This window comes from Ruegeria sp. K7 (assembly GCF_056531785.1).
In genome coordinates, this window is record NZ_JBQFMJ010000001.1 from 123,321 (window position 1) to 149,047 (window position 25,727).

21 protein-coding genes are annotated in these 25,727 nt (G+C 57.7%); 8 read left to right on the forward strand and 13 right to left on the reverse strand.

Annotation, left to right across the window (positions count from 1 at the left end; translation table 11 throughout):
* Nucleotides 1-319 precede the first annotated feature (319 nt).
* From ACR0FE_RS00575 to ACR0FE_RS00600, 6 genes are all read right to left on the reverse strand, one after another.
* Nucleotides 320-922 carry a nucleotidyltransferase family protein gene (locus ACR0FE_RS00575; protein WP_480910235.1) on the reverse strand — a complete coding sequence of 201 codons (603 nt, stop codon included), beginning with the start codon at nt 920-922 and terminating at the stop codon, nt 320-322.
* A 31-nt stretch (nt 923-953) separates the two neighbouring features.
* Nucleotides 954-3,371, reverse strand: a complete 2,418-nt coding sequence (locus tag ACR0FE_RS00580; protein ID WP_480910237.1) for a GcvT family protein — start codon at nt 3,369-3,371, stop codon at nt 954-956.
* 147 nt (nt 3,372-3,518) lie between these two features.
* The gene (locus ACR0FE_RS00585; RefSeq protein WP_170616307.1) at nt 3,519-4,826 is read right to left on the reverse strand and encodes an HlyC/CorC family transporter; all 1,308 of its coding nucleotides are present in this window, start codon (nt 4,824-4,826) and stop codon (nt 3,519-3,521) included.
* Between the two features lie 62 nt (nt 4,827-4,888).
* Nucleotides 4,889-5,842 carry a site-specific tyrosine recombinase XerD gene (locus ACR0FE_RS00590; RefSeq protein WP_480910240.1) on the reverse strand — a complete coding sequence of 318 codons (954 nt, stop codon included), beginning with the start codon at nt 5,840-5,842 and terminating at the stop codon, nt 4,889-4,891.
* A gap of 2 nt (nt 5,843-5,844) precedes the next feature.
* Nucleotides 5,845-7,368 carry a hypothetical protein gene (locus tag ACR0FE_RS00595; RefSeq protein ID WP_480910242.1) on the reverse strand — a complete coding sequence of 508 codons (1,524 nt, stop codon included), beginning with the start codon at nt 7,366-7,368 and terminating at the stop codon, nt 5,845-5,847.
* On the reverse strand, nt 7,358-7,507 hold the full coding sequence (locus tag ACR0FE_RS00600) for a hypothetical protein (protein WP_170619029.1): 150 nt from the start codon (nt 7,505-7,507) through the stop codon (nt 7,358-7,360). The genes ACR0FE_RS00595 and ACR0FE_RS00600 overlap by 11 nt, the downstream gene beginning before the upstream one ends.
* Nucleotides 7,508-7,586: 79 nt before the next feature.
* Between ACR0FE_RS00600 and ACR0FE_RS00605 the strand changes: the two genes are divergently transcribed.
* Both ACR0FE_RS00605 and aroB read left to right on the forward strand, forming a co-directional pair.
* Nucleotides 7,587-8,174, forward strand: coding sequence for a shikimate kinase (locus tag ACR0FE_RS00605; protein WP_480910244.1), 588 nt, complete (start codon nt 7,587-7,589; stop codon nt 8,172-8,174).
* Nucleotides 8,175-9,287, forward strand: coding sequence for a 3-dehydroquinate synthase (aroB, locus tag ACR0FE_RS00610; protein WP_480910246.1), 1,113 nt, complete (start codon nt 8,175-8,177; stop codon nt 9,285-9,287).
* A gap of 13 nt (nt 9,288-9,300) precedes the next feature.
* Here the strand turns inward: aroB and ACR0FE_RS00615 are convergent, their stop codons facing one another.
* Nucleotides 9,301-10,371, reverse strand: coding sequence for a site-2 protease family protein (locus tag ACR0FE_RS00615; RefSeq protein WP_480910248.1), 1,071 nt, complete (start codon nt 10,369-10,371; stop codon nt 9,301-9,303).
* 18 nt (nt 10,372-10,389) lie between these two features.
* Nucleotides 10,390-10,893: a single-stranded DNA-binding protein gene (ssb, locus tag ACR0FE_RS00620; protein ID WP_480910250.1), complete on the reverse strand. Its 504-nt coding sequence runs from the start codon at nt 10,891-10,893 to the stop codon at nt 10,390-10,392.
* Nucleotides 10,894-11,101: 208 nt separating this feature from the next.
* Here ssb and ACR0FE_RS00625 point away from each other — a divergent pair, with 208 nt between their 5' ends.
* From ACR0FE_RS00625 to ACR0FE_RS00635, 3 genes are all read left to right on the forward strand, one after another.
* Nucleotides 11,102-11,680, forward strand: a complete 579-nt coding sequence (locus tag ACR0FE_RS00625) for a lytic transglycosylase domain-containing protein (protein ID WP_321253332.1) — start codon at nt 11,102-11,104, stop codon at nt 11,678-11,680.
* 97 nt (nt 11,681-11,777) lie between these two features.
* Nucleotides 11,778-12,740, forward strand: coding sequence for a LuxR C-terminal-related transcriptional regulator (locus ACR0FE_RS00630; RefSeq protein ID WP_480910252.1), 963 nt, complete (start codon nt 11,778-11,780; stop codon nt 12,738-12,740).
* Nucleotides 12,741-12,869: 129 nt separating this feature from the next.
* The gene (locus ACR0FE_RS00635) at nt 12,870-13,856 is read left to right on the forward strand and encodes an MBL fold metallo-hydrolase (RefSeq protein ID WP_170616341.1); all 987 of its coding nucleotides are present in this window, start codon (nt 12,870-12,872) and stop codon (nt 13,854-13,856) included.
* 118 nt (nt 13,857-13,974) lie between these two features.
* Here ACR0FE_RS00635 and ACR0FE_RS00640 read toward each other — a convergent pair whose 3' ends face one another.
* From ACR0FE_RS00640 to miaA, 5 genes are all read right to left on the reverse strand, one after another.
* On the reverse strand, nt 13,975-16,062 hold the full coding sequence (locus ACR0FE_RS00640) for a dipeptide ABC transporter ATP-binding protein (RefSeq protein WP_480440213.1): 2,088 nt from the start codon (nt 16,060-16,062) through the stop codon (nt 13,975-13,977).
* A 97-nt stretch (nt 16,063-16,159) separates the two neighbouring features.
* Entirely contained in the window at nt 16,160-17,623 is a 1,464-nt protein-coding gene (locus tag ACR0FE_RS00645; protein ID WP_170616345.1) for an ABC transporter permease, read from the reverse strand.
* A gap of 12 nt (nt 17,624-17,635) precedes the next feature.
* Complete coding sequence (locus ACR0FE_RS00650; protein WP_170676800.1) at nt 17,636-18,682, reverse strand: ABC transporter permease; 1,047 nt, start codon at nt 18,680-18,682, stop codon at nt 17,636-17,638.
* A 135-nt stretch (nt 18,683-18,817) separates the two neighbouring features.
* Nucleotides 18,818-20,488: an ABC transporter substrate-binding protein gene (locus ACR0FE_RS00655; protein WP_170806228.1), complete on the reverse strand. Its 1,671-nt coding sequence runs from the start codon at nt 20,486-20,488 to the stop codon at nt 18,818-18,820.
* Nucleotides 20,489-20,829: 341 nt separating this feature from the next.
* Complete coding sequence (gene miaA / locus ACR0FE_RS00660) at nt 20,830-21,696, reverse strand: tRNA (adenosine(37)-N6)-dimethylallyltransferase MiaA (RefSeq protein WP_480910255.1); 867 nt, start codon at nt 21,694-21,696, stop codon at nt 20,830-20,832.
* 128 nt (nt 21,697-21,824) lie between these two features.
* Between miaA and pyrH the strand changes: the two genes are divergently transcribed.
* The 3 genes from pyrH (at nt 21,825) to ACR0FE_RS00675 (ending at nt 25,706) form a co-directional block, all read left to right on the forward strand.
* Entirely contained in the window at nt 21,825-22,577 is a 753-nt protein-coding gene (gene pyrH / locus ACR0FE_RS00665) for a UMP kinase (protein ID WP_480910257.1), read from the forward strand.
* 429 nt (nt 22,578-23,006) lie between these two features.
* Nucleotides 23,007-24,233 (forward strand): aminotransferase class V-fold PLP-dependent enzyme, encoded by a 1,227-nt coding sequence (locus ACR0FE_RS00670; protein ID WP_480910259.1) that lies wholly within the window; start codon nt 23,007-23,009, stop codon nt 24,231-24,233.
* A 48-nt stretch (nt 24,234-24,281) separates the two neighbouring features.
* Complete coding sequence (locus ACR0FE_RS00675; RefSeq protein WP_480910261.1) at nt 24,282-25,706, forward strand: cryptochrome/photolyase family protein; 1,425 nt, start codon at nt 24,282-24,284, stop codon at nt 25,704-25,706.
* Nucleotides 25,707-25,727: the final 21 nt, after the last annotated feature.

Consider the following 25,727-nt stretch of genomic DNA (forward strand, 5'->3'; position numbering starts at 1 on the left):
CAATAAGCGAGATGTTGCGCAAAAACTACCTGAATTCCTCGAAATTAACCGTTTCTTCCAATTTTAGATTGTTTGAAAGGGTCGGATAAGCGACGATGAAATTGTCCAAGCGAGGGGGAGCCAGAAGCACTAGGGGGTGCTGAAGGCTTACTCAGTACCAGAAGCGCTGAGCGGCATGTTAACGAGGGGGTCTTGTTTAGGTTCGGCAGCGTAATACCCGATAGCCTTGTAAGGTGGTTGGGTCGCGCTTTTGGAATTGGTGAAAAGTGGTAGTCTTGCTTTTGGGCAACCGGCCCGGTCGACAACGACCGGGCCGCGTCTATTTCGGGGGCCGTGTTCTGCGCCACTCGTCCCAGTCTTCTGGTGTATCCAGATCCAGCAGCGCGTTGCGTCCGGGCAGGCGGTGCAGATGAACCCTGTCGGAATGTGCACGCACAACGGATTGCGCACCTTCATCGCCCTTGAGTTGGCTCAGTAACGAAAAAAGCTTGTGGTCGAAAATGACAGGGTGCCCCGGCTTTCCGTTTTCTGCTGCACCACGCCAGATCAGGTTGTCCGGATGAGTTGTGACACAGGCCGCGACCGCCTCCAGATCATTGCCTGTTAATTCCGGAAGGTCCGCCAGCAGGACCATGACGGCTTTGGCTTCGGCTGGGATTGCGGCCATGGCACCGCGCAGGCTGGCGTTCATGCCTTCATCGGCATCCGGGATTTCCACCGCATGAACATCGAGTCCCTTTACGGCCCCGTAACGCGCATGAGGGGCAGGAGGCAGCGCAACGAAGACCCGCCCGACTGCCAAGGCAGCCCGGGCTGAGCGGCGCAACAAAGGGATGCCATCGACATCCTGCATCAGCTTGTCTGCACCGCCCATGCGGCTGGATTGCCCTGCGGCCAGAAGAATGACGGGTATCTGAATCATTCCGCCATCATGCTGGGGCTGCAGCCCCGAGTCATCCCCGCATCCGCATACCATCCGCATCGAACAGCGGTTTTGAGATCACGTGCGCCTTGCGCATCTGGCCAAGTATTTCGATTTCAACTTCAAGTCCGTCATGGGCGCGGTCGGCGGGCAGAAACCCCAGGGCGATAGATTTACCGGCGTAATGTGAATATCCGCCGGACGTGCAGAACCCGACAACTTCGTTGTCCAGCCAAATCGGTTCGTATGCGTTTACATCCGTGTCCTCCGCGTCGACTTCAAAGGCTACAAGCTGGCGTGTGGCACCGGCTTCCTTTTCGTGCTCGGCTGCCGCGCGGCCAATGAAATCAGTGTTTTTTGCAAACGAGATGAACCGATCCAGTCCGGTTTCCGCAGCAGTGTAATCCGGTGAAAACTCACGCATCCACGAGCCGAAAAACTTGTCCAGACGCAGGCTCATCATCGCGCGCATACCAAACGGCACCATTCCAAACTGTTGACCGGCCTGCCACAAGGTCTGCCACAACTGTCGTTGGGCCATCGGGTCGCAGAACACCTCGTACCCCAGATCGCCGGTATAGCTGACCCTCTGAACAATACAGTCCGTCATGCCCACCGTCATTCGGCGCACATCCATGAACTTCAGACCTGATACGTCGTCCCGCGTACAGGCTGCCAGAACATCGCGGGCCAGGGGGCCTGCAACCTGAAATCCGTTCAGGCGATCGCTGATGTTTTCAATCTCGACATTTCCGGTTTGGTTCTGCCGGAACCAACGCATGTGAAACGCCTGGCTGCCGTAAGAGGCGGTCAGTTGAAATTCTGTTTCACCCAGACAGGAAATGGTGAAATCACCGATCAGTTTTCCTTTGGGAGAAAGCATCGGAGACAGGGACAGCCGCCCGACTTGCGGAATTCGTCCCGCCATGATCCGGTCCAGCCAGGCCCGGGCATCAGGTCCCGTGACGCGGTATTTTCCGAAGTTGTGAACCTCGTTGATACCTACGGCTTCACGAACCGCGCGCACCTCGCGGCCGGTGGCCTCGAATGCGTCAGAACGACGGAAAGACGGGGTTTCGTAGTCCGGTTCATCGCCCTGGGCAAAGTAGTTGGGAACTTCCAGCCCGAATTGCTGGCCCCAGACCGCGCCCATGTTGCTGAAAATGTCATACATCGGTGTGGTTCGGTTTGGACGCGCAGCGGGCAGTTCCTCGTTCGGGTAGGCGACGCTGAACCTTTTCTGATAGTTTTCAATCACCTTCGGGCGGGTGTAGCCGGGGCTTATCCAATCGCCAAAGCGGGCAACGTCCATGGCAAAGACGTCCCGTTCGGGTTCGCCTTCGATCATCCACTGCGCCAGCGTCAGGCCGACGCCACCGCCTTGGCTGAATCCGGCCATCACGCCACAAGCTGACCAGTAGTTGCGCATGCCCGGCACCGGCCCGACCAGAGGGTTCCCGTCAGGTGCAAAGGTGAACGGGCCGTGGATCACGGATTTCACGCCCGCTTCGGCCAGAACGGGGAAGCGTTTATAGGCAAATTCGATACTGTCAGTGATTTTGTCATAATCATCGGGCAGCAATTCGTGGCCGAACTCCCACGGGGTTCCGTCCACGGCCCAAGGCTTGCAGGGCTGTTCATAAAACCCAATACACAGGCCGCGTCCTTCCTGCCGCAGATAGCTTTCGCCAGCGGGGTCCATCACATGCGGGTGTTCGCCGCCTGCGTCAATGATTGCTTCGATCTGCGGGATCGAGTCGGTAACGAGATACTGGTGCTCCATCGGATGCAGCGGGAAATAGATACCCGCCATCGCCCCGACCTCGCGGGCCCACAAGCCGCCAGCGTTGACAATATGTTCGGCGTGGATCGTACCCTTGTCGGTGACGACATCCCATGCGCCGTCAGATCGTTGCCGGGTTTCCCGGACCATGCAATGGGTTTCGATCGTGGCCCCGCCCATCCGGGCCGCCTTGGCATAGGCATGGGTCGTACCGGACGGGTCCAGATGCCCGTCAAGCGGATCATACAGCGCGCCGATGATGCCTTCGGTGTTGGTGATGGGCGCAATCTTGCGGATTTCATCGGGGCCAACGATTTCAGTGTCCAGCCCCATGAACCGGTGCTTGGCCCGTTCAGCCAGAAGCATGTCAAACCGGTCCTGATTATCGGCAAGCGTGACTCCACCCACGTGATGCAGCCCGCAGGACATGCCTGTGATCTCTTCCAGCTCTTTGTACAGGCGGATGGTGTAGCCCTGAAGGGCAGCCATATTGGTGTCGCCGTTCAGTGTGTGAAACCCCCCGGCCGCGTGCCAGGTGGATCCGCTGGTCAACTCTGACCGTTCCAGCAGCATAACATCTGACCACCCCAGTTTGGTCAGGTGGTACAGGACCGAGCATCCGACGACACCGCCGCCGATCACGGCAACCCGGGTTGTGAGATTCATGATTTGCTCCACAAGGTTTTTTGCCAGTCTGTATGGGCGGGCAAGGGATGCAACGCCAAATACGACATTGGGTGTCGCTTGGGCACGCAAACAATCGATTGCGTTGGGAGGCCGGACTTCTGCGGCTGGCTGCTATAGCATCCTGCGTCAGAGTGGGCGGATCTTCAGCCCGGTGATCCGGTTGCCTTCCCGTGCGGTGACTTCAAAGCGGAACCCGTGGAAGGAAAAGACCTGTCCGACCGTCGGGATCATCTGCGCCTCGTGAATGACCAGACCGGCGACGGTGTTGGCCTCTTCGTCGGGCAGGGTCCATTCCATCGCGCGGTTGACGTCTCGGATCGTCATCGCGCCTTCGACCAGAAACTGCCCGTCATCGGTCCGGGTGATGGCAATTTCTTCGTCCAGATCGAACTCATCCGCGATTTCGCCCACGATCTCTTCAAGAATGTCCTCAAGCGTGATCAGGCCGCGGAGCGAGCCGTATTCATCGACAACCAGTGCAAAATGACTGTGCATGCGCAGGAATTCCCGCATCTGATCGTCCAAAGTAGTGGTTTCGGGAACGAAATACGGATCGGTGGCCACCTTGGAGATGTCGAAGGACTTCAGCCGGTCTGTATCGCCATCATGTCCGCCCACCTGGGCATACATGGCGCGAAACAGATCCTTGGCGTGCACGACGCCGACAATGTTCTCGGGCTCGTCGCGGAAGACGGGCAAGCGGGTGTGCGGGCTTTCCAGACATTGTTTCAAAATTTTCTCGGGCGCGTCGTCCGCATCGATCATTTCGATATTGGATCGATGCAGCATTATCTCTTCCACCGCGCGATCGCCCAGATCAAGCGCGCCCAGAATGCGGTCCCGGTCTTCTTTTTCGACCACGCCTTCGGAATGTCCCAGATGCAGGGCGCCCGCGATTTCTTCGCGCACGGCAAGGATGTTGCTGTTGGGGTCAATCTGAACGCCAAACAGGCGCAACACGCCGCGCACCAGCAGACGCACCGCCGCGACGACAGGGGAAAACACCGTCACCACGATTCCGATGATAGGAGCCACCGCGGCGGCTGCTTTTTCCGCGTTCGTGATGGCATAGGTCTTTGGCAGAACCTCGGCAAAGATCAAAACCAACAAGGTCATCACCAGCGTTGCCAGCGCCACACCGCTTTCGCCGAACAGTCGCGTAAAAAGTGCCGTTGCCAGCGAGGCGGCAAGAATATTGACCAGATTGTTGCCCAGCAGAACCGAACCGATCAGCCGTTCATTGTCGTCGGTAATGTCCAACGCTTTTTGCGCACCGCGTGATCCCTTGTCGGCTTGTACCCGCAGCTTGCCGCGGGATGACGCGGTCAATGCCGTTTCGGATCCCGAAAAGAAGCCTGACAGAACAAGCAAAAATAGGATTGCGCCGGTGGTGAACCAAAAAGCGCCGTCGATCAGTGAAGAAGTGGGTTCCATTGTTCTTTATTGTTGATGCGGTTGCGATTGTTATGGGGGCGCTACCCCTCCGGATCAAGGGTTTAGCCCTTGTTGTCCGGGTCTTTCGCCAGCGGGTGATGCTCCAACACCAGTTCTGACAGGCGTTCGTCCAGAACATGAGTGTAGATTTCCGTGGTCGCCACATCCGCATGACCCAGCAAGGTCTGGATCGACCGAAGATCTGCGCCATTGGCCAAGAGGTGGGTGGCAAAGGCATGGCGCAGAGTGTGCGGTGTGACCTTTTCGGGCGAAACACCGCCCTGAACCGCCAGTTCCTTGACCAGCAAAAAGAACCTGTGCCGTGTCAAATGGCCGGACTTGCCCCGGGACGGGAACAGAAACCGGGATCTGTGCCCACCTTTCGCGACCGTTTGGTCTTCGGCCTCGTCCCGCAGGGGCAGCCATGCCGCCAACGCATCGCGGGCAGGCGGGGACAGGGGCACCATCCGCTCTTTCCTGCCTTTGCCCAGAACCAGAAGCATGCGCGGATCGCCACGCGCCGATGAAACCGGCAGCGAGACCAGCTCGGTCACACGCATTCCCGTGGCGTAAAGAAGCTCCATCAGACAGGTATTGCGAACCCGATCCGCGACACTGCGCCCGGTTTGGCGTGCGGCGTCCAGCAGCCTGTCGACCTCGGGTATATCCAGCGTTTTGGGCAATCGTTTGGGCCGTCCGGGACCCTTGATCTGAATGGCCGGGTTGGTGTCGCGCCAACCTTCCTCGAAGGCGAACCGGTACAATTGCTTGATGGCCGATAATCGCCGCGCGCGGGTCGAGCGAGACAGCCCCTGTGCGTCGCAATCGATCAGATAGGCTTCGATCCGGTCCCTGTCGGCGTCAGCGAAACTCGAAGACCGCCGCTCCAGCCAGGCCGCAATATCTTTCAGATCACGCCCATAGGCCAGCAGGGTGTTGGTTGCCGCGCCAAGCTCGGCCGCCTGAGCCTGTAAAAAGGTGGAAATCCACAAGTCCTGAGTGGCCGGGGATGCCATTCTCAAACTCCTTGAAGGATCAGTAACTGAAGCGCCGCGCGACGGGCTGTATCTTCAAGTCCGACGCGGCGCAAAGTGGCGATGGCAGCGGTCAGGTCCACAAGATTTCCGCGTGCACCATGCGCAAAGAGGGTCATAGCCTCCAGAATGGCCTCGCCCAGCTGATCATTGGCCAGCAAGGTTTCGATGTCGGATGGGATTGGTGCGGCCCAGACAAACCCCTCGGCAACGGCGTCTGCAAGTGGAGATGGTGATTTGGCACGACCGGGATCACCTTGCGCCAGTGCTGCCAGAAACTGTGTTCCTTGTTCCGTTTCCGGTATGTCAATTGCAGCGGCTTCGTACAATTCAGACAAAAGCAGAATGCGCCAGCGCAAGGCTTCGGATGCTTCATCTGGCAGCGTAACCCGTGACAGCCGTTCGGCAAACAGTTCGGCAAAAGGAACTTCCAGCCCGATGTCGTGCATCTGGTTCCAGACCGTCAGCAGGGCTTCGGCAATGGAGTCGGGGTTCCCGGTTTCAAGCGCGCTTTCAAACCGTTGAACAGCCGCAACCCGATCCCAGACCGCGCCCGAGGCCGCAGGTTTGCGTTCGGTATAAAGGCCAAGCAACTGATTGGGGGTCAAAGCGCCGATTCTCGTCAAACGTTCGGCTGCCTCGATCTGGGCTTTCCAGCCTGCAACATCGCGCAGGTCCGCGTTTGCAAATGCTCGGGGCAAAGGGGCCGAGGGCAAGCGTTCGCCAATGGCTTCAAACAGCCGGAAACTCAGCGGATCGGGGTTTTCAGGCTGCGGTAGATAGGCGGCCCCTTCAAACAGTTCGGGGCTAAGGAAGCGATCAAGAACCGCCAGATCTTCGTCGGGCAGAATTTGCAACGCATGCGCGGCTTCCAGTGTCAGCGCGGCCGAGACCCAGTCTCCGCGGCGCGCCTTGCAGAAGATTTGAGCAGCGTAGTCGGTCGACAGATAAGGCTGTGCAATCAAAGCGGTGCAGCTGCGGTCCTCGTCGCCAGTCAGAAGTGTGGCGTCAAACCAACGCTGAAATCGCGCTTGGCTATCGGTTGGTCCGGCAAGCTGAACCAGAGACTGGGCAGGATCAGCGGCCCCCAATTGCATCAGCCGGTCCAGGCGGGCCAATAACAGCGTTTCTTCCGCTTCTGGTCCCGAGGGCGCCCGCGCTTCAGATAGCAGCAGGGTGAACAGCAACCTTTGCATGGCTGCATTGTATTTGACCGGAACATCCGCAATCAGCTCGGCCAAACGATCTGGATCGCTGTTCTGCCACAGATCGACGGGCAGCCCGGTGACCGATGATGACACGAGGCCCAGCGGTTGCGACAAAGCCTCGAGCGGTGTGACCTGGACGTCGGGCTGAATGCCGGTCTGGGTAACCGGGGGTTCCAGCAGAACTGTACCTGGCAGGTTTTCGGGCGGATCGGTCAACCAGTCAATGGCCGAGAGAGGTTCCTGTTGCGCTTGCGCCGTACCAGCCAGAACCAGCAAAACCGCCGCTGCTTTAATTCGCATCCAAATCAACCGGTTCGCGTATTTCACTTTGCGGGGCAGAGAAGTCCGCGCCGAAGTAGGGGCCAACATAGGTATAGGCGACCAGCCCGATGAAACTCAGGCAAATGATATATATAACGAACTTGATCAAGCGGCCCATGGCTCAACGCTGCCTCAATTTTTGATTTTGACCAAGTTATAACTGGCAATTTTCACAAGATCACGTCATTCACGGTGAAATGAGCGAAATTAAGCATAACACCCGCACGGTTGACCCGTCAGCAGGCTTTGCACTGCACAAAACGGTTGTTTTGGTGGGAATGATGGGTGCAGGAAAGACGGCCGTGGGCCGCGCCCTTGCTGCGCGGCTTGGCGTGCCCTTTCTGGACAGCGATGCCGAAATCGAATCGGCGGCGAATATGACGATCCCGGAAATCTTTGAACGCGATGGTGAATCCTTTTTCCGGACCAAGGAAAACCAGGTCATCGGGCGGCTTCTGGATGAGGAAAAAGGCATCCTCTCGACCGGCGGTGGCGCATTTTTGTCGGGGGATAACCGACGGATGATCAGCGAACGTGGGGTGTCGGTCTGGCTGCGCGCCGATCTGAATGTGTTGTGGAACCGGGTCCGGCACAAAGACACGCGCCCCTTGCTGCGCACGGCTGATCCCCACGCGACCTTACGCGCCTTGTATGAAGATCGCGTGCCGGTCTATGCGCGGGCTGATCTGACCGTTGTTTCGGACGGCGAAATTTCGATCGACAATATGGTGAACCGGGTAATCGAGTCTTTGATGACGCGCCCGGACGTTCTGGAACAAAAATAAATGCATCAAACCGTAAATGTGGAACTTGGAGATCGGTCTTACAACGTTGAGATTGGACCCGATCTGTTGGCGAAGTCCGGCGAGTTTATCGCGCCCTTGCTGCATCGGCCAAAAGTGGCGGTACTGACGGATGCGAATGTCGCCGCATTACACCTGGATGGTTTGCGCGATGGGCTGCAATCTGCGGGCATCTGCATGAGCGCGCTGGCGCTACCCGCCGGCGAGGCGACAAAAAGCTGGCCTCATTTTGAACGTGCAGTGGAATGGCTGCTGGCGGAAAAGATCGAACGGCGCGATGTCGTTGTCGCCCTCGGCGGCGGCGTCATTGGCGATCTGGCCGGATTTGCCGCTGCGGTGTTGCGGCGCGGTGTGCGGTTCGTGCAGATCCCGACCTCGCTGCTGGCGCAGGTCGACAGCTCGGTCGGTGGAAAGACGGGTATCAACGCACCCCAAGGCAAAAACCTGATTGGCGCGTTTCACCAGCCCTCACTGGTGCTTGCGGATACCTCGGTCTTGGGCTCCATGACACAGCGGGACTTTCTTTCGGGCTACGGGGAAGTGGTAAAATACGGCTTGTTGGGCGATGCCGCGTTCTTTGAGTGGCTTGAAACGAATGGGCCTTCGGTGTCGTCCGGTGATATGCAGGCCCGCGTGCACGCCGTAACCCGGTCCGTCCAGATGAAAGCCGACATCGTTGCGCGCGACGAGACTGAGCAGGGTGATCGAGCCTTGCTGAATCTTGGTCATACGTTCTGTCACGTACTCGAGGCGGCAACAGGATATTCGGACAGGCTTTTGCATGGGGAAGGTGTCGCCATTGGATGTGCCCTGGCTTTTGAACTGTCCTCACGGCTGGGTCTATGCTCGCAGGAAGATCCCAGCAGGGTGCGGGCACATCTTCGGGCGATGGGGATGAAAACGGATCTGGCTGACATTCCCGGTGAATTGCCGGGGGCCGAGGCGTTGGTGGATCTGATGGCGCAGGACAAGAAGGTCATTGATGGCCAATTGCGATTTATTCTGGCGCGCGGGATAGGTCAGGCTTTTGTGACCTCTGATGTTCCGCGCGATGCGGTCCTGTCCGTGCTTGAGGATGCTCTTTCAATCAGCTGATTGTAAGGTGCTTTCAGCGACCGCGCAGAACCATCAGCTCACCGATATTTTCGCGTGTGATATACCCAATCATGCGCCCACCGGCAGTTCGGACGGCAATTGCGGGTGCGCCTTTGTGCAGACCATCCAGAACGGTTTCCAGGCCACTGGTCAATTGAACCGACGGAATATCCGTCTCCATAATCGAAGTGGCAGGGTCTGATCTGGGACGATCTCCCTCAAGAGCGGCAAATAGGCGGTTGCGGGTCACGAATCCCAATAGCGTTCCGTCGGCTTCAATCACCGGAAACTCGTGCTGCGTGGTATGAATGACGGCCTGCGCCGCGGTGTCGAGCGTATCGTCGGGCGAAAGCGGATGAAATTCGGTGATCATGGCGTCGCGCGCCAATACCCGCCGGGCCACAGACCGCATTGCGACATCCTGACTTTCCGCGTTGGCCGCGATAAAAACAAAGACAGCTATGAGCACCAGAATGGGGTTGCCTGTATTCAGGCCGAGAAAGCCCAAACCAATCGCCACAACTTGGCCGCCCATTGCTGCAACGCGGGTGGATTTGACCCGGTCCATCTTGAGACACAGCAGGGCCCGGAAAACGCGTCCGCCATCCATCGGAAATGCCGGGATCATGTTGAATGCAGCAAGCAGGAGATTGATATAAGCCAACCGGTTCAGAAGTCCGATATGGACCGAGTCGATCTGGGCCATCGTTTCAATGGGCATGCTGGCGCCAAAAGTGACCAGCACAAACCAGATCACGATATTGACCGCCGGCCCGGCCAGCGCCACCCAGACCTCTTGCATTGGCTTTTCCGGCATGCGTTCAAGCCGAGCAAGGCCACCGATGGGCAAAAGGGTTATGTCCGGGGTTTTGATGCCGAACCGCCGTGCCATAAGCGCGTGCCCGAATTCGTGCGCCACCACACAGGCAAACAGCAGCAGGACAAAGATGATGTTTTGCAGGGCTGCATTCCATCCACCCTGCGTATAGGCCGCGAACCCGATCCAGGCGAGCAAGAGGAAAAAGGTGACATGGACCCTCAGTTCGGACCCGAGCAGCCGGCCGAGAGAGAAGGACCATGTCATGATATGTCTCCGCTATGCTTAGAACGGAATCTCGTCGTCGTCGATTCCGCCTGATGCAGGGGACGGTGCGCTGGACTGGCCGCCGTAGGAGTCGCCATAGCCTCCGCCGGCCTGACCACCGCCATAGCCACCGGACTGGCTTCCGCCATAGCCACCACCGCCGCCTTCACCGCGTGCATCCAGCATGACCAGGGTTGAGCCAAATCCTTGCAAAACAACTTCGGTCGAATAGCGGTCCTGGCCAGACTGGTCCTGCCATTTACGCGTCTGCAACTGACCTTCAAGATAGACCTTCGAGCCCTTGCGTAAATACTGCTCGGCCACGCGAACCAGACCTTCGTTGAAGATTGCAACCGAGTGCCATTCGGTCCGTTCGCGCCGCTCACCTGTATTGCGGTCCTTCCATGTCTCGGACGTGGCGATGCGAAGGTTGCAGACCTTGCCGCCATTCTGGAATGTTCGCACTTCAGGATCGCGGCCAAGATTGCCGACCAGAATGACCTTGTTGACTGAACCCGCCATGTATTTCCCCGTACTGTTCTGACTTGATCGCGCCCGAATCTGGCGCCTGTGTTCCTGAGCGACCCTATACGGACTGCGATCTGGTTGAAACCGAGTTGATGGTTACAACACCCGGCGGGAAAACTCTCAGGATTTGTTTACCAAGCTTTCATTATTGGCTGGAATACCTATACTCCGGCAGAGTTTTGAGTGAGCAGGATAAGCATAAATGCGGTCTAAAATTGGTGGCTTCTTTGTTCTGGGCCTGTTGCTGGCGTCGGTTCCAGCCAGTGCGCAGACGTTGTCCAGCAAAAGCCGCAAGGACATATTCCTAAAGCAGGCCAAAGTCCTGGATAGCAGATCCGCGACCCAGTACCGCGGGTCCGAGCGGCTCAAACCGAAATCCGCCCAGGGGAAATTCAACAAACGTTATACCGGCAAATACCGGGGGCAATATCTGGCGCTGGCCCGCGACGCTGCGCGCAAGCACAGCATCCCCGAAGACCTTTTCCTGCGGCTGGTGCAGCAGGAAAGTGGCTGGAACCCGACAGCGAAGTCCCACAAGGGGGCGCTTGGGCTGGCGCAACTCATGCCACAGACCGCCAATCTGCTGGGGGTCGATCCGCTTGATCCAAAGCAAAATCTGGAAGGTGGCGCGCGGTACCTGTCGTGGCAATATCGCAAGTTCAAATCCTGGCCACTGGCTTTGGCGGCGTATAACGCCGGCCCCCTGGCCGTGGAAAAGCACGGGGGAATACCGCCATATGCGGAGACCCAGAACTACGTGAAGGTGATTTGGGGCGGCTGAAATGGCCTCGCTGCACTGCGGAGGGGCGGCTTCTTGATCGCCGGGTGACGGTCGGCCTAACCTGAGAGGGAAAGCTCCACCACCAACGAGGCATCCGATGCCACACAATCGCCCGGACATCCCGCAAGGTACAATGGCCAATTGGCAGCGGTTGGTGGATCTTGTGGCGCAGCTTGCCGATGTTCCGGCCAGCCTGATCATGAAGACGGATGCGCCCGATCACAGGGTTCTGGTCACGTCCGAACACCGGCAAAACCCCTATCCCGTCGGCATGAATTTTCAACTGCACCCGAAGCTGTATTGTCAGGGCGTCTTCGAACGCGACGGTGAACTGGTTGTCGAGGACGCGACATGTGACCCGGTCTGGAACGAAAATGAAGACCTTGAACACGGCATGTCCTTTTATATCGGGTTGCCGCTGAAGTGGCCGGACGGCGAGATATTCGGAACGATCTGCGTGCTGGACCGCCACCGCAACCGCCGCGCGCTGCTTTTCCGCGAGGGATTGATCCAGTTCGCCCGCATGGTCGAAGCTGATTTGGCTTTGTTGCAGGAGGTTTATCTGCGCCGCGCGCTTGAGGCGAAACTGAATGAGACGCTGGCGCAACTGGAAGACAGGGTTCAATCCCGCACGAAAGAACTGCGAGAGACCAACACAGCTTTGCGTGTATTGTTGTCCAGCCTCGACGACGACCGGAAGAAACGGGACCAGAAGATTGTCGAGCAGGTTCGGGCCATGGTTCTTCCGTATCTGCACAAACTGCGCGATCATCTGAACGCAGAAGACGCATCTCACGCGTATCTGGATCTTGCCGAGGATAATCTGAAACAGATCACCTCGGATATCTCTGACAAGTTGTCGGACGCGTTTTCGATCATGACACCGACAGAAATTGAAATCGCCCAGCTTGTTATGACGGGAAAGACCACCAAGGACATAGCCAAGGTTCTGTGCCGCGAAACTTCGACTATTGATTTTCACCGAAACAACATTCGCAAGAAACTTGGCCTAGAAGGCCGCGATCAGAACCTGCGCAGCCATCTGCTCACGATTTCGTGAAGGCTCAGTATGGGGAACGCCCCCATATTACCCCCCGATATTTCTCGTCTGAGAATGGATACCTTTGCTTGTTAGCCTGCCTGTGAAGGTGCGGATCGTACCGCACCTAACCAACACGGAGGTCAACACATGGATCGCAAGGATCTGAAGCCAACAATCATGAATGGATCACGGGACACACTGGCACCCGGCCTGTCGCGCCGATCATTCTTTCTGGCTGCTGGTGCGGCAGGTGTGGGGGCAGGGGTGTCTCTGGTTGCCGGATCGCCGGTACAGGCGCAATCGCAAGCCTGGCTTCAGCCCGGGAACAACAACCACGTCATCGACCTGCAGGGCTCGACCGGTCAGGCTTCGACCGGCGCTGTGGGGATTGATTATTACGGTCACTGCGCAATCAAGATCACATCGCCAAACGGGGCGACGGTTCTGTTCGACCCGTGGCGTGACGATCCGTCCGGTGCATGGGGTCTTTGGTTCCGCAATGAGTTTCCGCAGATATCCGTGGACATAACCATGTCGACCCACGCGCATTTCGATCATGATGCGATCGAACGGCCGAGTTCGACCATGGTGCTGGACAGGATGGTGGGAAACTTTGAATTTGCCGATCTCAAGATTACCGGGTTTGCGGACAAGCATGCCTGCGTTGCGCCGGGCTGGTATGACTGGACCAATGCGCTGGCGGAATTCGGAGCCGAGGCCTGCCCGCCGAACAATGTCGGCCACATGGACATGGTCGTCTACCTCGTCGAAACCGGCGGGATCCGCACCCTGATCTGGGGCGACAACCGCCACAATCCGCCGCAGGAATTCTGGGATGCCATCGGGCAGGTGGATGTTCTCACCCTGCCGGTGGACGGATCCCAGCACATCCTCAGTTATGATCAGGGCAATGATATCGTGGCCGGGCTGAAACCCAAGGTAATCATCCCGACCCATTACCTGAACGAAGTGACGTCATACACGCTGACAACGTTGCAGTCCGCAGATGAATGGGTGAAGGCGCAAAAGAGCCATACGATGCTCGACAGTGCCGGTCTGAAACTGGAGGCCGGCGAGGTCGCAGGCATGGATCAGGAATTCATGCATTTCGGAAACAACGTCCTGACCGGGTGAGCACAATTCTGACCGGGGCTACCACTCACAACATATCCCGGGCGCCGTCCAAAAATATGCGGCGCAAAAAAGCAAAGGCCGGTCTGACGACCGGCCTTTGTCAATAGATTCACGTTGCCTATTCTGCGGCAATCTTGATGACCGGCTCCATTCGGGCAAGGATATCCTCGGCCAAATGACATTTGACCTGATGACCGTCCGCCAGTGTCTGAACAGGCGGGACGCGTTGCTCGCACAGTCCATCCGGCACCTGTGACTTCCACCGACAGCGGGTCTGGAACGGGCATCCCGGCGGCGGGTTCATGGCCGATGGAATATCGCCTTCCAGAACGATGTGCTCCTTTTGGATCGACGTATCCGCGATGGGCACCGCGCTCAGCAGGGCTTCGGTATATGGATGATATGGTGGCGCAAAGACCTGATCTGTGGTCCCAAGTTCGACCACATGGCCCAGATACATCACCATCACACGGTCGCTGAGATAGCGCACGATCGACAGATCGTGACTGATGAACAGCAGCGTCGTTTTCTGTTTGCGCTGAATTTCCATCAACAGATCGGTCACGGCAGCCTGCACCGACACATCAAGCGCGGAAACGGGCTCGTCCGCCACAACGATGCGCGCGTCACCGGCAAAGGCACGGGCAATACCGACCCGTTGCTTCTGGCCACCCGACAACTGACGCGGCATACGGTCGGCGAAGGCGCGGGGCAGTTTCACCAGATCCAGCAGTTCCAGCATCCGCTTCTTGCGCTCTGCCTCGGAGTTGCCGACGCCAAAGATCTCCAAAGCGCGAATGATCTGACGCCCCACCGTCATCGAGGGGTTCAGCGTATCAAACGGGTTCTGGAACACCATCTGAACTTCACCAACGGTCTTGGCGTCACGTTCCTCGATCGGGACCTGTTCGATATTGCGGTTATCCAGAAGAATCTGACCGTCGGTTGCCGTTTCAAGCCCCATAAGGACCTTGGCAAAGGTGGATTTGCCGCAACCGGATTCACCCACAATGGCCAGCGTTTCGGATTCATGCGCCTCGAAACTCAGCGTTTCGTTGGCTTTCACCACCTTCTTCTCGCCGCCACCGAACAAGGCGTTCGCCGCAACCTCGTAGTACTTCTTGAGGTTGTCCATCTTGAGAACGGTTCGGCCGATCTCGGCCTTTTCCTTCTGTTCGCCCACAGTGATCGGGGCGTTCCAGTCGATCTCCTGAAATTTCAGACAGCGCGTGTGGTGCCGGTCATTGCCGGGCACCGCCTGCATCAGGATGTCCTGCGCATCACAGCGCCCTTCCTCGAAATAATCGCAGCGCGGACCAAAGTTGCATCCCGGAGGCCGCTCATGGGGCAAGGGGAAATTCCCGGGAATGGCGACCAGCGGGCGCGAATTCTTGTCCGCCCCCGGCAGCGGTATCGACCGGAACAACGCCTGCGTATAGGGGTGCTGCATCTCGTCGAACACATCCTTGATCGAACCGCGCTCGACAGCCTCACCCGAATACATCACGCACAGCCGGTCGCAGGTTTCCAGAACCAGACCGAGGTTGTGCGAGATAAACAACATCGAGGTGCCGTATTTCTTGCCCAGATCCTTGACCAGTTCGACGACCGCCGCCTCGACCGTCACGTCCAGTGCGGTCGTCGGCTCGTCAAGAATCAGCAGTGCCGGTTTCGACATCAGCGCCATGGCGATCACGATCCGCTGTTGCTGACCGCCCGACAACTGGTGCGGGAATGAGTTCAACATCCGCTCGGGGTCGGGGAGGCGCACATCGGTGACCACCTCCAGCGCACGGGCATAGGCCTCTTCAGCGCCCACACCCTCGTGGATCATCGGCACTTCCATCAGCTGCTTGCCGATCTTCATTGCCGGGTTCAGCGAGGCCATCGGCTCCTGATAGATCATCGCGATCTCGTTGCCGCGAATGTCGCGCAATTCCTCAGTGGTCATCTGGGATAAATCGCGGCCTTTGAACTTGATCGTACCACCGACGACACGCCCGTTCTTCCCCAGGTCCTGCATGACACCCAGCGCAACGGTCGATTTCCCGCATCCGGACTCACCCACCAGCCCCACAGCCTCGCCTGGCTGCACACTGACCGAGAAATCCATTACGGCGGGTATTTCCCGCAGGCGGGTAAAGAATGAAATCGACAGCTTGTCGATCTCCAGGATCGGGCCGTCATATTCCGCCAGTTTGTTCATCGTTTCCTACTCCCTGATGAAGCTGTTCAAGCGACCATCTTCAACTTTTCGAAAATACTCCGGGGGTCCGGGGGCAGGGCCCCCGGCCTCGATCACATCAGTCCTTCAGACTTTCTTCGCGCAAACCATCTGCCAGCAGGTTCAAACCAAGAACCAGTGACAAGAGCGCAAGTGCGGGCGGAAGGGCCGGGTGCAGATAGATCGACAACAGCTTGCGCCCCTCGTTGATCGTCGAACCCCAGTCCGGGCTTTCAGGCGGCAAACCCAATCCGAAGAAACCCAACGTTCCCAGAAGGATGGTGGTATAGCCGATACGAAGACAGAAATCGACGATCAGCGGGCCGCGCGCGTTTGGCAGGATTTCCCATAGCATGATGTACCAGGGACCTTCACCCCGGGTTTGCGCCGCCGCAACATAGTCGCGTGTCTTGATGTCCAGCGCGAGGCCACGGACGATACGGAACACGGTTGGTGAGTTCACAAAGACCACCGAAACGAACACGACCAGAATACCGCCCGGAATATCGAACAGATCCAGATAAGTCGGCAGGCCCCAGATGCGATAGTCATCGGTGTTGATCACGTAACCGCCTGTCGAAATCAGCGACAGGTACATCCAGATCGCAACGCCCAATACTCCGATCAGAAGTGGCGTTCGGAATTTTGGCCGCGTGTAATAGCGCGAGTTCAGCAGCACCCCAAGGAACAGGATCGGGAACAGGAACAGGACGGCCGCCATGTAGTTCGGCACACCTGTCGCGACGATCTCCGGAGTGACCAGCAGATAGAACAGCAGGATCACGGGGAAGGCCAGGATCAGGTTGGCGAGGAACGACAGAAACGTGTCCAGCCGTCCGCCATAGTAACCGGCCGGCAGACCCAACGTGATCCCGACCATGAATGCAAACATGGTGGCCAGTGGTGCGATCTGCACAACGATCCAGGCGCCCTTGACCATCCGGCTGAACACATCGCGCGCAAGATTGTCTCCACCCAGCAGATACCAGGCGAATTCGCCTTCCTCCAGGTTTGGCAGCGGAGTGCCGGGGACCTTGTTCTTCATACCCGAGACTTGCGCCAGCGGGTCGTGCGTCACGATCAGGTCCATCGCTCCGAAGATCCCGGTAAAGACCCAGAACATGACAAGGCCAAAACCGATCATGCCGATTGGGCTGTCGTACAGTTTGCCGTACAGACCCAGCCGCCGCTTGAAGGCGATCGACATGGCGTAAAGTATGATCAGTGACACCCAGACAGGCAGGAATTGTTGCGAGATGGCCCCGATGATACCGGCACCGGTTCCGAACAGGATGCCCAGCACGATATAGGCAAGCACCAGGCCGACTGAGGCCAGAAAACTAAGGCGCAATGACGACTGTATCAGCCCACGCACCCCGCCGGCCGAGCTGAGCGTGCCATCCGGATTGACGCTCACCTGGGCTTCGGGCAGGACGATACTGGCCAGAATCCAGACCAGGATCGACAATACCAGTACCGCAATCGCGATCATCAGCAGGGGATTCAGAAAGGCGATAGAGCCGGTCCAGCTTAGAGGTTCCATGTTCTATCTCCCTTACGAAATGCGGATGCGCGGGTTGAGGTACACATAGCCGATATCCGAGATCAGCTGCGTGATCAGCACCACGAAGACCGACACGACCGAGATTGCCAGCAACAGCTGAATGTCGTTGTTGCCCGCGGCTTGCACCAGCGCCCAACCGAAACCCTTGTAGTTGAACAGGGTCTCGACGATCACGACACCATTCAGCAGCCATGGGAACTGCAGCATGATGACGGTGAACGGCGCGATCAGTGCGTTGCGCAATGCGTGTTTCATCACGATATTGCCGAACGATACCCCTTTCAGACGGGCGGTCCGGATGTATTGAGCGGTCATCACCTCGGTCATCGAGGCGCGGGTCATCCGGGCGATATATCCCATCCCGTAAAGGGCAATGGTCAGAACCGGCAGAAAGAAGTTCTCGAATGTCGGGTTGTCCATCGCCTGTGTTGCCGTGCCCTTGAACCATTTCAGGCCGACCGTGGACGAGGTGAAGATCGCGATGAAGATAACACCGGACACATATTCAGGTGTCGCTGTCGTGATGATCGAAAATGTCGACAGGGAACGGTCCAGCGCCGATCCTTCCCGCATCCCCGCCAGTACACCGACCAACAGTGCCGAAGGAACCATCAGGACCAGAACCCAGAACATCAGATACCCGGTATTACCCAGACGCTTGGCGACAATGCTGCCGACGTCGTCCTTGAATACGGTCGAATAGCCCCATTCACCCTGCAGAACGCCGCAATAGCTGGGCGTCGTTTCCGGGGTCGTTCCAGGGCGTACACAGGTGCCGACAAACTGTCCGTCCGCCAGCGTGTTGGTGAACCCGGGGGCAACACCCAGCCATTGGCCGTATTTGATCAGCATCGGCTCTCTGTAGCCGCGGTTTTCAAGCCAGGCTTCCACCTGCTCGTCCGACATCCGCTGGTTGCCCTGTGTCTTGGCCAGTTTTTCAAGATTCGGGTAAAGATTGGTCAGAAAGAAGACCACGAATGTCAGACACAAAGCTGTAAGCAGCATCACGCCTGACCGACGGAGGATGAAAAGTCCCATGATGGCCCCGTTGTTCAGGTGTTCCGCAGATCATTGGACCATTATCTGGCCTCGGACATCCGACCCCGTGTCGGCTAGTCTGCGGCTGGAAAGGGGCGCCCCGATCAGGCGCCCCCGGTTTGCAGTCGGCAGTGTTTAGGCTGCCCAACCCCACTTGTAGTGGTGGTGTTCGAACGACACGTGCATGTCGGTGCCCACCAACCCGTCCTTCATGTGACGGTAGAGTGCGCGCCAGTATGGCTGGATCGTCACACCTTCTTCCTGGATCAGCGCGGCGCCACGTGCAGCGACCTCGCGGCGTTTGTCCGCATCCGCGATGGCAAGCGCTTCGTCGAGGATCGCGTCGAAGTCAGGATTGGACCAGCCGAATTCGTTCCAGGCTTCGCCCGATTTGTAGGCCAGCGCCCAGATCTGAACACCCAGTGGACGGTGGTTCCAGTTGGTCGAGCTGTAGGGATACTTCACCCAGTCGTTCCAGAACGTGTTGCCCGGCAGAACGGTCCGTTTGACGTTGATGCCCGCATCGCGAAGCTGCGCAGCCACGGCGTCTGTCGTGTTGCGGCGCCAATCGTCGTCGATCGAGATCAGCTCGTGCTCGAAATCGGCCATACCGGCCTCTTCCATCAGCTTGCGCGCACCTTCCGGGTCAACCTTCTGCGGTGGCAGTTCAGGGTATTCCGGGTGGATCGGACCGACGTGATGGTTCTCGGCAGTTGTGCCACGGCCGCCATAGCCCAGTTCCAGACAGACCGAGTTATCCACGGCCATCTGAAGAGCCTGGCGCACACGCTTGTCCGCATAGGGTTGCTTGCCGTCAACTTCGGCCAGCTGGTTCGGACGGATTACAATCGAAGCCATGGTGATAACTTCGGATTTCACGTAGCCGAGGCCGTCCATGACGTCGATGAATTCACCAACCGACTCGTACAGCATGTCGACTTCGTCAGATTCCAGAGCCGCCAGCCACGCAGACGGGTCGGTGCCGTAGTCAATGTATTCGATACGGTCGAGCGCCGGACGGCCGAAAACTTCCTCGCCCCACCAGGTATGTTCCTCGTTGCGGACAAGAACACCTTTGACGCCGACTTCCAGTTCGCTCATCAGATACGGACCGGTGCCCACGTTGTTCAGCAGGTCATTTTCGCTGAAGGACTGGTGAACGATCGCTGCCGGATAGTCAGACATGCCCGCAATCAGCGAAATGTCGGATTTGGGCAGGTTTAGCTTTACGGTCGTCGGGTCCACGACCTCGATGCCACCTTCGATCGCCTGACCCGTCCCTTCATCGACCAGCGTTGCAAAGCGACCCGCCATCGAGTTGGTTTCCGAGGACTTGTCGCACCAGCGCGCAATGTTGAACGCTACATCGTCGGCCGTGAAGTCGTCGCCATTGTTCCACTTCACACCCGGACGAACCTTGAGGGTATATTCTGTCGCGTCGTCGTTGATTTCCCAACCTTCCAGCAGCATACCCCGGAATGTACCGTCCGAGTTATACTCGACCAGATACTCAAGAGTACCGCGGCTGTAGTTGCCGATTTGCGACCAGTCATAGGTGCGCGGGTCTTTCAGGGCGCGAACCTCGGTCTGAACACGGATAGTTCCGCCTTCCTGTTTGGCATCTTCACCAGCGGCGCGCGCCGGAGCTGCCAGGCCGATCATGCCGTATGCCGCAGCAGCCGTAACACCCAGCCCCGTGGCGCGGGTCAGGAACTCGCGGCGGCTCAGCTTGCCGTCACGGTATTCCTGCGCGTGCATCTCTGCCGCCCAGTGAACTGGTGCCCCGGTCATGGTACGATTTTTCATCAAGATGTCTCCCTGTGGTACATTTGTCGATTTAGTGTGCTCGGAATAAGGCAGACCGGCCGGTCGCATTCAACGAGCAATTGGGTCTTCTTTTTTGGATTCTCACATTCCCCATGAATGTATTCCGCACCAGAATTCGGATTACGTCAATGTTCGAAATCGGCATACAGAGTACAAAAACGACATATGCGCCCCGTTCATCCGGGCGAGTCGCGGCGTGATGGAGCTTTTGGAAATGAATACATTCGTACACAAAGTCGTTCGCGACCGGCGAGATTTGGCAGGCCGTGAAGCAACATATTCAAGATGTGCCAGAGTATCCGGCACTCAGTTAGGAATGTTTAGTATCGTTTTGAGAAGTCTACGGGATTCCACTTTCCCATCCTGGCCCTGAACCACGTGCGCTGACGCTTGGCAAACTGCCGAGTGGAGATCGTGGCGCGTTCCCGGGCCTGATCCATAGCCATGCGGCCATCGAGGTAGGCAACCAGTTCCGGGACACCGATGGCCTTGCAGGCCGGCAGGGTCGGATCATACCGATCCAGCATCGCTTTAACCTCGTCCAAGGCCCCTGTTTCCAGCATGAGATCAAAGCGACGAATGATACGGTCCAGCAGCCAGTTTTTGTCGACGTCAAGAACAATGGGAACGGTATCAGACAAGGCAAGAACCGGGGGCGGGGTGTCCGCCTGCCACTGCGACAAACTGCGGCCGGTCGCGGTCTTTACTTCCCACGCGCGCTGAACGCGGGCGCGGTTGTTGATGTCCAGCTTGTCCAAAGTGTCGGGATCGATACCTGCGATCAGAGCGGGCAGTTCCATTTTATCCGCTTGCGCCCGCACTTCAGGTGGCGTCGCGGGAATTTCGGCCATTCCTTCAGTCAGTGCTGAAAAGTACAGCCCGGTGCCGCCCACAATTATGGGACGCTCAGCTGAGTTCAAAAGGGGTTTGACCTCGCGCAGCCAGTGTCCTGCCGAATAGATCTGGTCAAATGGTATGTGCCCGTAAAGACGATGTGGCGCGCGGGCTTCTTCCTCGACCGAGGGGCGCGCTGAAATCACCCGCCAGCAATCGTAAACCTGGCTTGCATCGGCATTGACGATGACACCACCGAACTTTTCGGCAATCTGTAAAGCAAGCGCTGATTTTCCGGACGCCGTGGGCCCCGCGATCAGAACGGGCTTGTCATCCGGAACGGGGGGCAACATGTCCCAAAACCGCGATGAGATTGCGTTGGCCATCTGGACTGCCTTATTCCTAACGTTCCGCATTGAACCTGAGGTGCTTTTGCTTCATTTTGCGCCGGAATTAAACCTGTGCCAGCCCGGAGCGCAACATGAACCAATCCCCTTCGACCGAGACAACCGAAACCCCCAAGACAAAATACAAGCGCGTGATGCTGAAAATATCGGGCGAAGCGCTGATGGGGGATCAGGGGTTCGGCCTGCATCCGCCCACCGTTCAGCGCATCGCGCAGGAGGTTAAGTCCGTGCACGATCTGGGCGTCGAGATCTGTATGGTTATCGGCGGGGGCAACATTTTTCGGGGCCTTAGCGGTTCGGCGCAAGGGATGGAGCGTACGACGGCGGATTACATGGGAATGCTTGCCACCGTCATGAACGCACTGGGCATGCAGTCCGCGCTTGAGGAGGTGGGTGTATTTACGCGGGTTATTTCCGCCATCCGGATGGACGAGGTGTGCGAACCCTATATTCGCCGCCGCGCCGTGCGACATCTCGAAAAGAAACGGGTCTGCATTTTTGCTGCCGGAACCGGAAACCCCTATTTTACAACGGATACGGCAGCCACGCTGCGGGCTAACGAAATGGCGTGCGAAGCCATCTTCATGGGCAAAAACGGTGTCGACGGTGTTTATGACAAGGATCCCAAGGTTCACGCCGACGCACAGCGCTATGACACCGTTAGTTATGACGATGTTCTGGCAAAACGCCTGCGGGTCATGGATGCCTCGGCCATTGCATTGGCGCGCGACAACAACCTTCCTTTGATCGTGTTTGGATTGGACGAACCTGGCGGTTTCCGCGGCATTCTTGCCGGTGAGGGAACTTATACCAAGGTTCAGGGCTGACAATCTGCTGAATGTCAAAAATCGGGCCGGTTCAAATCCCCGGCCTGTTTGCCTTTTTTGTCCGATTTGCGGTTCTGTTCATTGAAATGAAACCGCTGCTTTTGCAGGACGCTCGCCTCGCTTGCATAATCAAGAATATCGGCAGCAAATCTCTGATGAGCTTGAGATCCGATGAAGTCCTGACCGAGGTAGCGAAGTTGGACGGGTGTCTTTTCCCTTCACGTTCCGGTTGACCAACGCGAATGCGGCTGGCTAATTATCCGGGATCTTCGTTTGGGAACGTCCCGACTGAAGATCTGCCTGCACTTCCCTGTTTTCATGATAAGGTTTGCGGCTGGGCTGGAAGACCTGCCATGATTTCTGAGGGATCCGGGATCATGCCCGGGCACCTTGCCCCTGATGCGCAGCATGACGAGAAAGTAGCGAGCCATGACCAAACTGGATATCGATTTTGTTCGGGCACAATTCCCGGCCTTTTCTGAACCCGGCCTTCAGGGGAAGGCGTTTTTTGAAAACGCTGGCGGGTCTTATACATGCAAACCGGTCATCGACAGGCTGACGCGGTTCTACAGGCAGCGCAAGGTTCAGCCCTATGCACCTTTCGAGGCCAGCCGCCTGGCGGGCGAGGAAATGGATGAGGCGCGCGCCCGCATGGCCGCCATTCTGGGCGTTGACACAGATGAGCTGAGTTTTGGTCCGTCCACCACGCAGAATACATATGTCCTGGCGCAGGCGTTTCGGCAGTGGATGAAGCCGGGTGAGGCGATTGTTGTTACCAATCAGGACCACGAAGCGAACTCCGGACCTTGGAGGCGCCTTGCCGACGACCGGATCGAAATCCGCGAATGGAAAATTGATCTGGACACCGGTTCCCTGAACCCACAGGATCTGGAAGACCTTCTGGATGAAAAGGTGCGGCTGATCTGTTTCCCGCATTGCTCGAACGTTGTGGGCGAGATCAACCCTGTCACGGAAATCACCGCCATCGCCCATGCCGCAGGTGCATTTGTTTGCGTCGATGGCGTCTCTTACGCGCCGCATGGTTTTCCTAATGTTGGAGAACTGGGGCCGGATATCTATCTGTTTTCGGCTTACAAGACTTATGGTCCTCATCAGGGATGCATGGTCATTCGCCGCACGCTTGGGGAAATGCTTCCGAACCAGGCGCATTTCTTCAACGGTGATGTTTTGTACAAACGCTTTACCCCGGCAGGGCCGGATCATGCGCAGATCGCTGCAAGCGCGGGCATGGCCGACTATGTCGACCTTCTGTGCGATCACCACGGCGGGCCTGACACCGATGCAAGTGCGCGCGGTGAATTTGTTCACGACCTGATGCGCGCACATGAAATGGACCTACTTCAGCCGTTGCTGGATGCGGTAAAGGACCGCAACACGGTTCGCCTGATTGGCCCGGCGAACGCTTCGATGCGGGCACCTACGGTTGCGATATCGCTGAACCGTGAAGCGGAATCCGTTGCCCGTGACCTTTCCGATCATGGTGTTATGGCGGGTGGTGGTGACTTTTACGCTGTCCGCCCGCTTCAGGCGATGGGGGTCGCGCCGGAACACGGCGTATTGCGTGTCAGTTTCACGCACTACACTTCGAAACGGGAAGTCGATCAGCTTCTGGATGCGTTAGACAAGGTTTTGTGATCCGATTTCCGCCTGATTTCGTAATACGAATAAACACTTGGGGCGGATATGCAGAAAGACAATGCGCCAATACTATTATGGTTTCGCCGGGACTTGCGCCTGTCCGACCATCCCGCGCTTTGCGCCGCCGCAGCGACAGGCCGACCCGTCATTCCGGTTTTCGTATTTGACGACCTTGTGCGCGGTCTGGGTGCAGCCCCCAAATGGCGCCTGGGTCTGGGGCTCGAGGCGTTCGCCAGCAGGCTTCGGGACGTCGGTAGCCGCCTGATCCTTCGGCGCGGCAGTGCGCTGAGCGTTTTACAAGAACTGATAGCCGAGACCGGGGCCGCATCGGTTTTTTGGACCCGCGCTTATGATCCGGATGCCATCGCCCGTGACACCCGTATCAAGGCAACCCTGACAGATGGCGGTATTGATGCCAGGTCGTTCGACGGACATTTGCTGTTTGAACCGTGGCAGGTCGCAACCAAATCCGGACAACCCTTTAAGGTTTTCACACCGATGTGGCGCGCGGTGCGGGAGAAGGAGATACCTGTTCCGCAGGGCGCGCCATCACGGCTGAAAAATCCTGACAATTGGCCGGAAACCGAGGATATGGTCGACTGGTCCCTTGGCGCTGCGATGAACCGAGGAAGCCGGGTCGTTCGACCGTATGTGCAACCTGGTGAAAGGTCCGCCAATGATTGCCTGCTAGAGTTCCTGGATCGGATCGCACGGTATCAGGAACGACGCGATTGTTTGGATGTAGACGGCACCTCGAACCTGTCCGAATATCTGTCACTGGGCGAGATTGGGCCGCGAACGGTGTGGCACGCCGTTCAGAACGCCTCGATGATGGGCATTCCCGGAACCGACGCCTTTCTGCGGCAATTGATCTGGCGGGAATTCGCGTATCATCTGATGTATCACTCGCCTCGGTTACTGACGAACAACTGGCGGCCCGAATGGGATGGATTTCCTTGGTTTGAGGATGACCAAGCCCCGTCGGTAATGGCGTGGAAGCAGGCCAGAACCGGCGTTCCAATCGTGGATGCCGGACTTCGGCAGATGTATGTGACAGGCCGGATGCACAACCGCGCGAGGATGGTTGTGGCAAGCTATCTGACCAAACACCTCATGACACACTGGAAAGTCGGGATGAACTGGTTTGAGGATTGCCTGATCGACTGGGATCCGGCCTGTAACGCGATGGGTTGGCAATGGGTCGCAGGTTCGGGGCCGGATGCGGCGCCGTTCTTTCGGATATTCAATCCGCAGACGCAGGCACAGAAATTCGACCCGGATGCGGTTTACAGGCAACGATGGATCGCGGAAATCCAGGATAATCCACCGAAGACCGCGCTGGCATACTTTGAAGCTGCGCCCAATTCATGGGGGCTGACACCCGACGCGCCTTACCCTTCGCCGATTGTAGAATTGGCGGACGGTCGAAAACGAGCTCTGACAGCTTATGAACAGGCGAAAAGTCGGTAACGAACTGAAAACTTGCCAGAA

Coding starts and splice junctions, on each gene's coding strand:
- ACR0FE_RS00575 (WP_480910235.1), bottom strand. CDS start 922: ATGATTCAGATACCCGTCATTCTTCTGGCCGCAGGGCAATCCAGCCGC.
- ACR0FE_RS00580 (WP_480910237.1), bottom strand. CDS start 3,371: ATGAATCTCACAACCCGGGTTGCCGTGATCGGCGGCGGTGTCGTCGGA.
- ACR0FE_RS00585 (WP_170616307.1), bottom strand. CDS start 4,826: ATGGAACCCACTTCTTCACTGATCGACGGCGCTTTTTGGTTCACCACC.
- ACR0FE_RS00590 (WP_480910240.1), bottom strand. CDS start 5,842: ATGGCATCCCCGGCCACTCAGGACTTGTGGATTTCCACCTTTTTACAG.
- ACR0FE_RS00595 (WP_480910242.1), bottom strand. CDS start 7,368: ATGCGAATTAAAGCAGCGGCGGTTTTGCTGGTTCTGGCTGGTACGGCG.
- ACR0FE_RS00600 (WP_170619029.1), bottom strand. CDS start 7,507: ATGGGCCGCTTGATCAAGTTCGTTATATATATCATTTGCCTGAGTTTC.
- ACR0FE_RS00605 (WP_480910244.1), top strand. CDS start 7,587: ATGAGCGAAATTAAGCATAACACCCGCACGGTTGACCCGTCAGCAGGC.
- aroB (WP_480910246.1), top strand. CDS start 8,175: ATGCATCAAACCGTAAATGTGGAACTTGGAGATCGGTCTTACAACGTT.
- ACR0FE_RS00615 (WP_480910248.1), bottom strand. CDS start 10,371: ATGACATGGTCCTTCTCTCTCGGCCGGCTGCTCGGGTCCGAACTGAGG.
- ssb (WP_480910250.1), bottom strand. CDS start 10,893: ATGGCGGGTTCAGTCAACAAGGTCATTCTGGTCGGCAATCTTGGCCGC.
- ACR0FE_RS00625 (WP_321253332.1), top strand. CDS start 11,102: ATGCGGTCTAAAATTGGTGGCTTCTTTGTTCTGGGCCTGTTGCTGGCG.
- ACR0FE_RS00630 (WP_480910252.1), top strand. CDS start 11,778: ATGCCACACAATCGCCCGGACATCCCGCAAGGTACAATGGCCAATTGG.
- ACR0FE_RS00635 (WP_170616341.1), top strand. CDS start 12,870: ATGGATCGCAAGGATCTGAAGCCAACAATCATGAATGGATCACGGGAC.
- ACR0FE_RS00640 (WP_480440213.1), bottom strand. CDS start 16,062: ATGAACAAACTGGCGGAATATGACGGCCCGATCCTGGAGATCGACAAG.
- ACR0FE_RS00645 (WP_170616345.1), bottom strand. CDS start 17,623: ATGGAACCTCTAAGCTGGACCGGCTCTATCGCCTTTCTGAATCCCCTG.
- ACR0FE_RS00650 (WP_170676800.1), bottom strand. CDS start 18,682: ATGGGACTTTTCATCCTCCGTCGGTCAGGCGTGATGCTGCTTACAGCT.
- ACR0FE_RS00655 (WP_170806228.1), bottom strand. CDS start 20,488: ATGAAAAATCGTACCATGACCGGGGCACCAGTTCACTGGGCGGCAGAG.
- miaA (WP_480910255.1), bottom strand. CDS start 21,696: ATGTTGCCCCCCGTTCCGGATGACAAGCCCGTTCTGATCGCGGGGCCC.
- pyrH (WP_480910257.1), top strand. CDS start 21,825: ATGAACCAATCCCCTTCGACCGAGACAACCGAAACCCCCAAGACAAAA.
- ACR0FE_RS00670 (WP_480910259.1), top strand. CDS start 23,007: ATGACCAAACTGGATATCGATTTTGTTCGGGCACAATTCCCGGCCTTT.
- ACR0FE_RS00675 (WP_480910261.1), top strand. CDS start 24,282: ATGCAGAAAGACAATGCGCCAATACTATTATGGTTTCGCCGGGACTTG.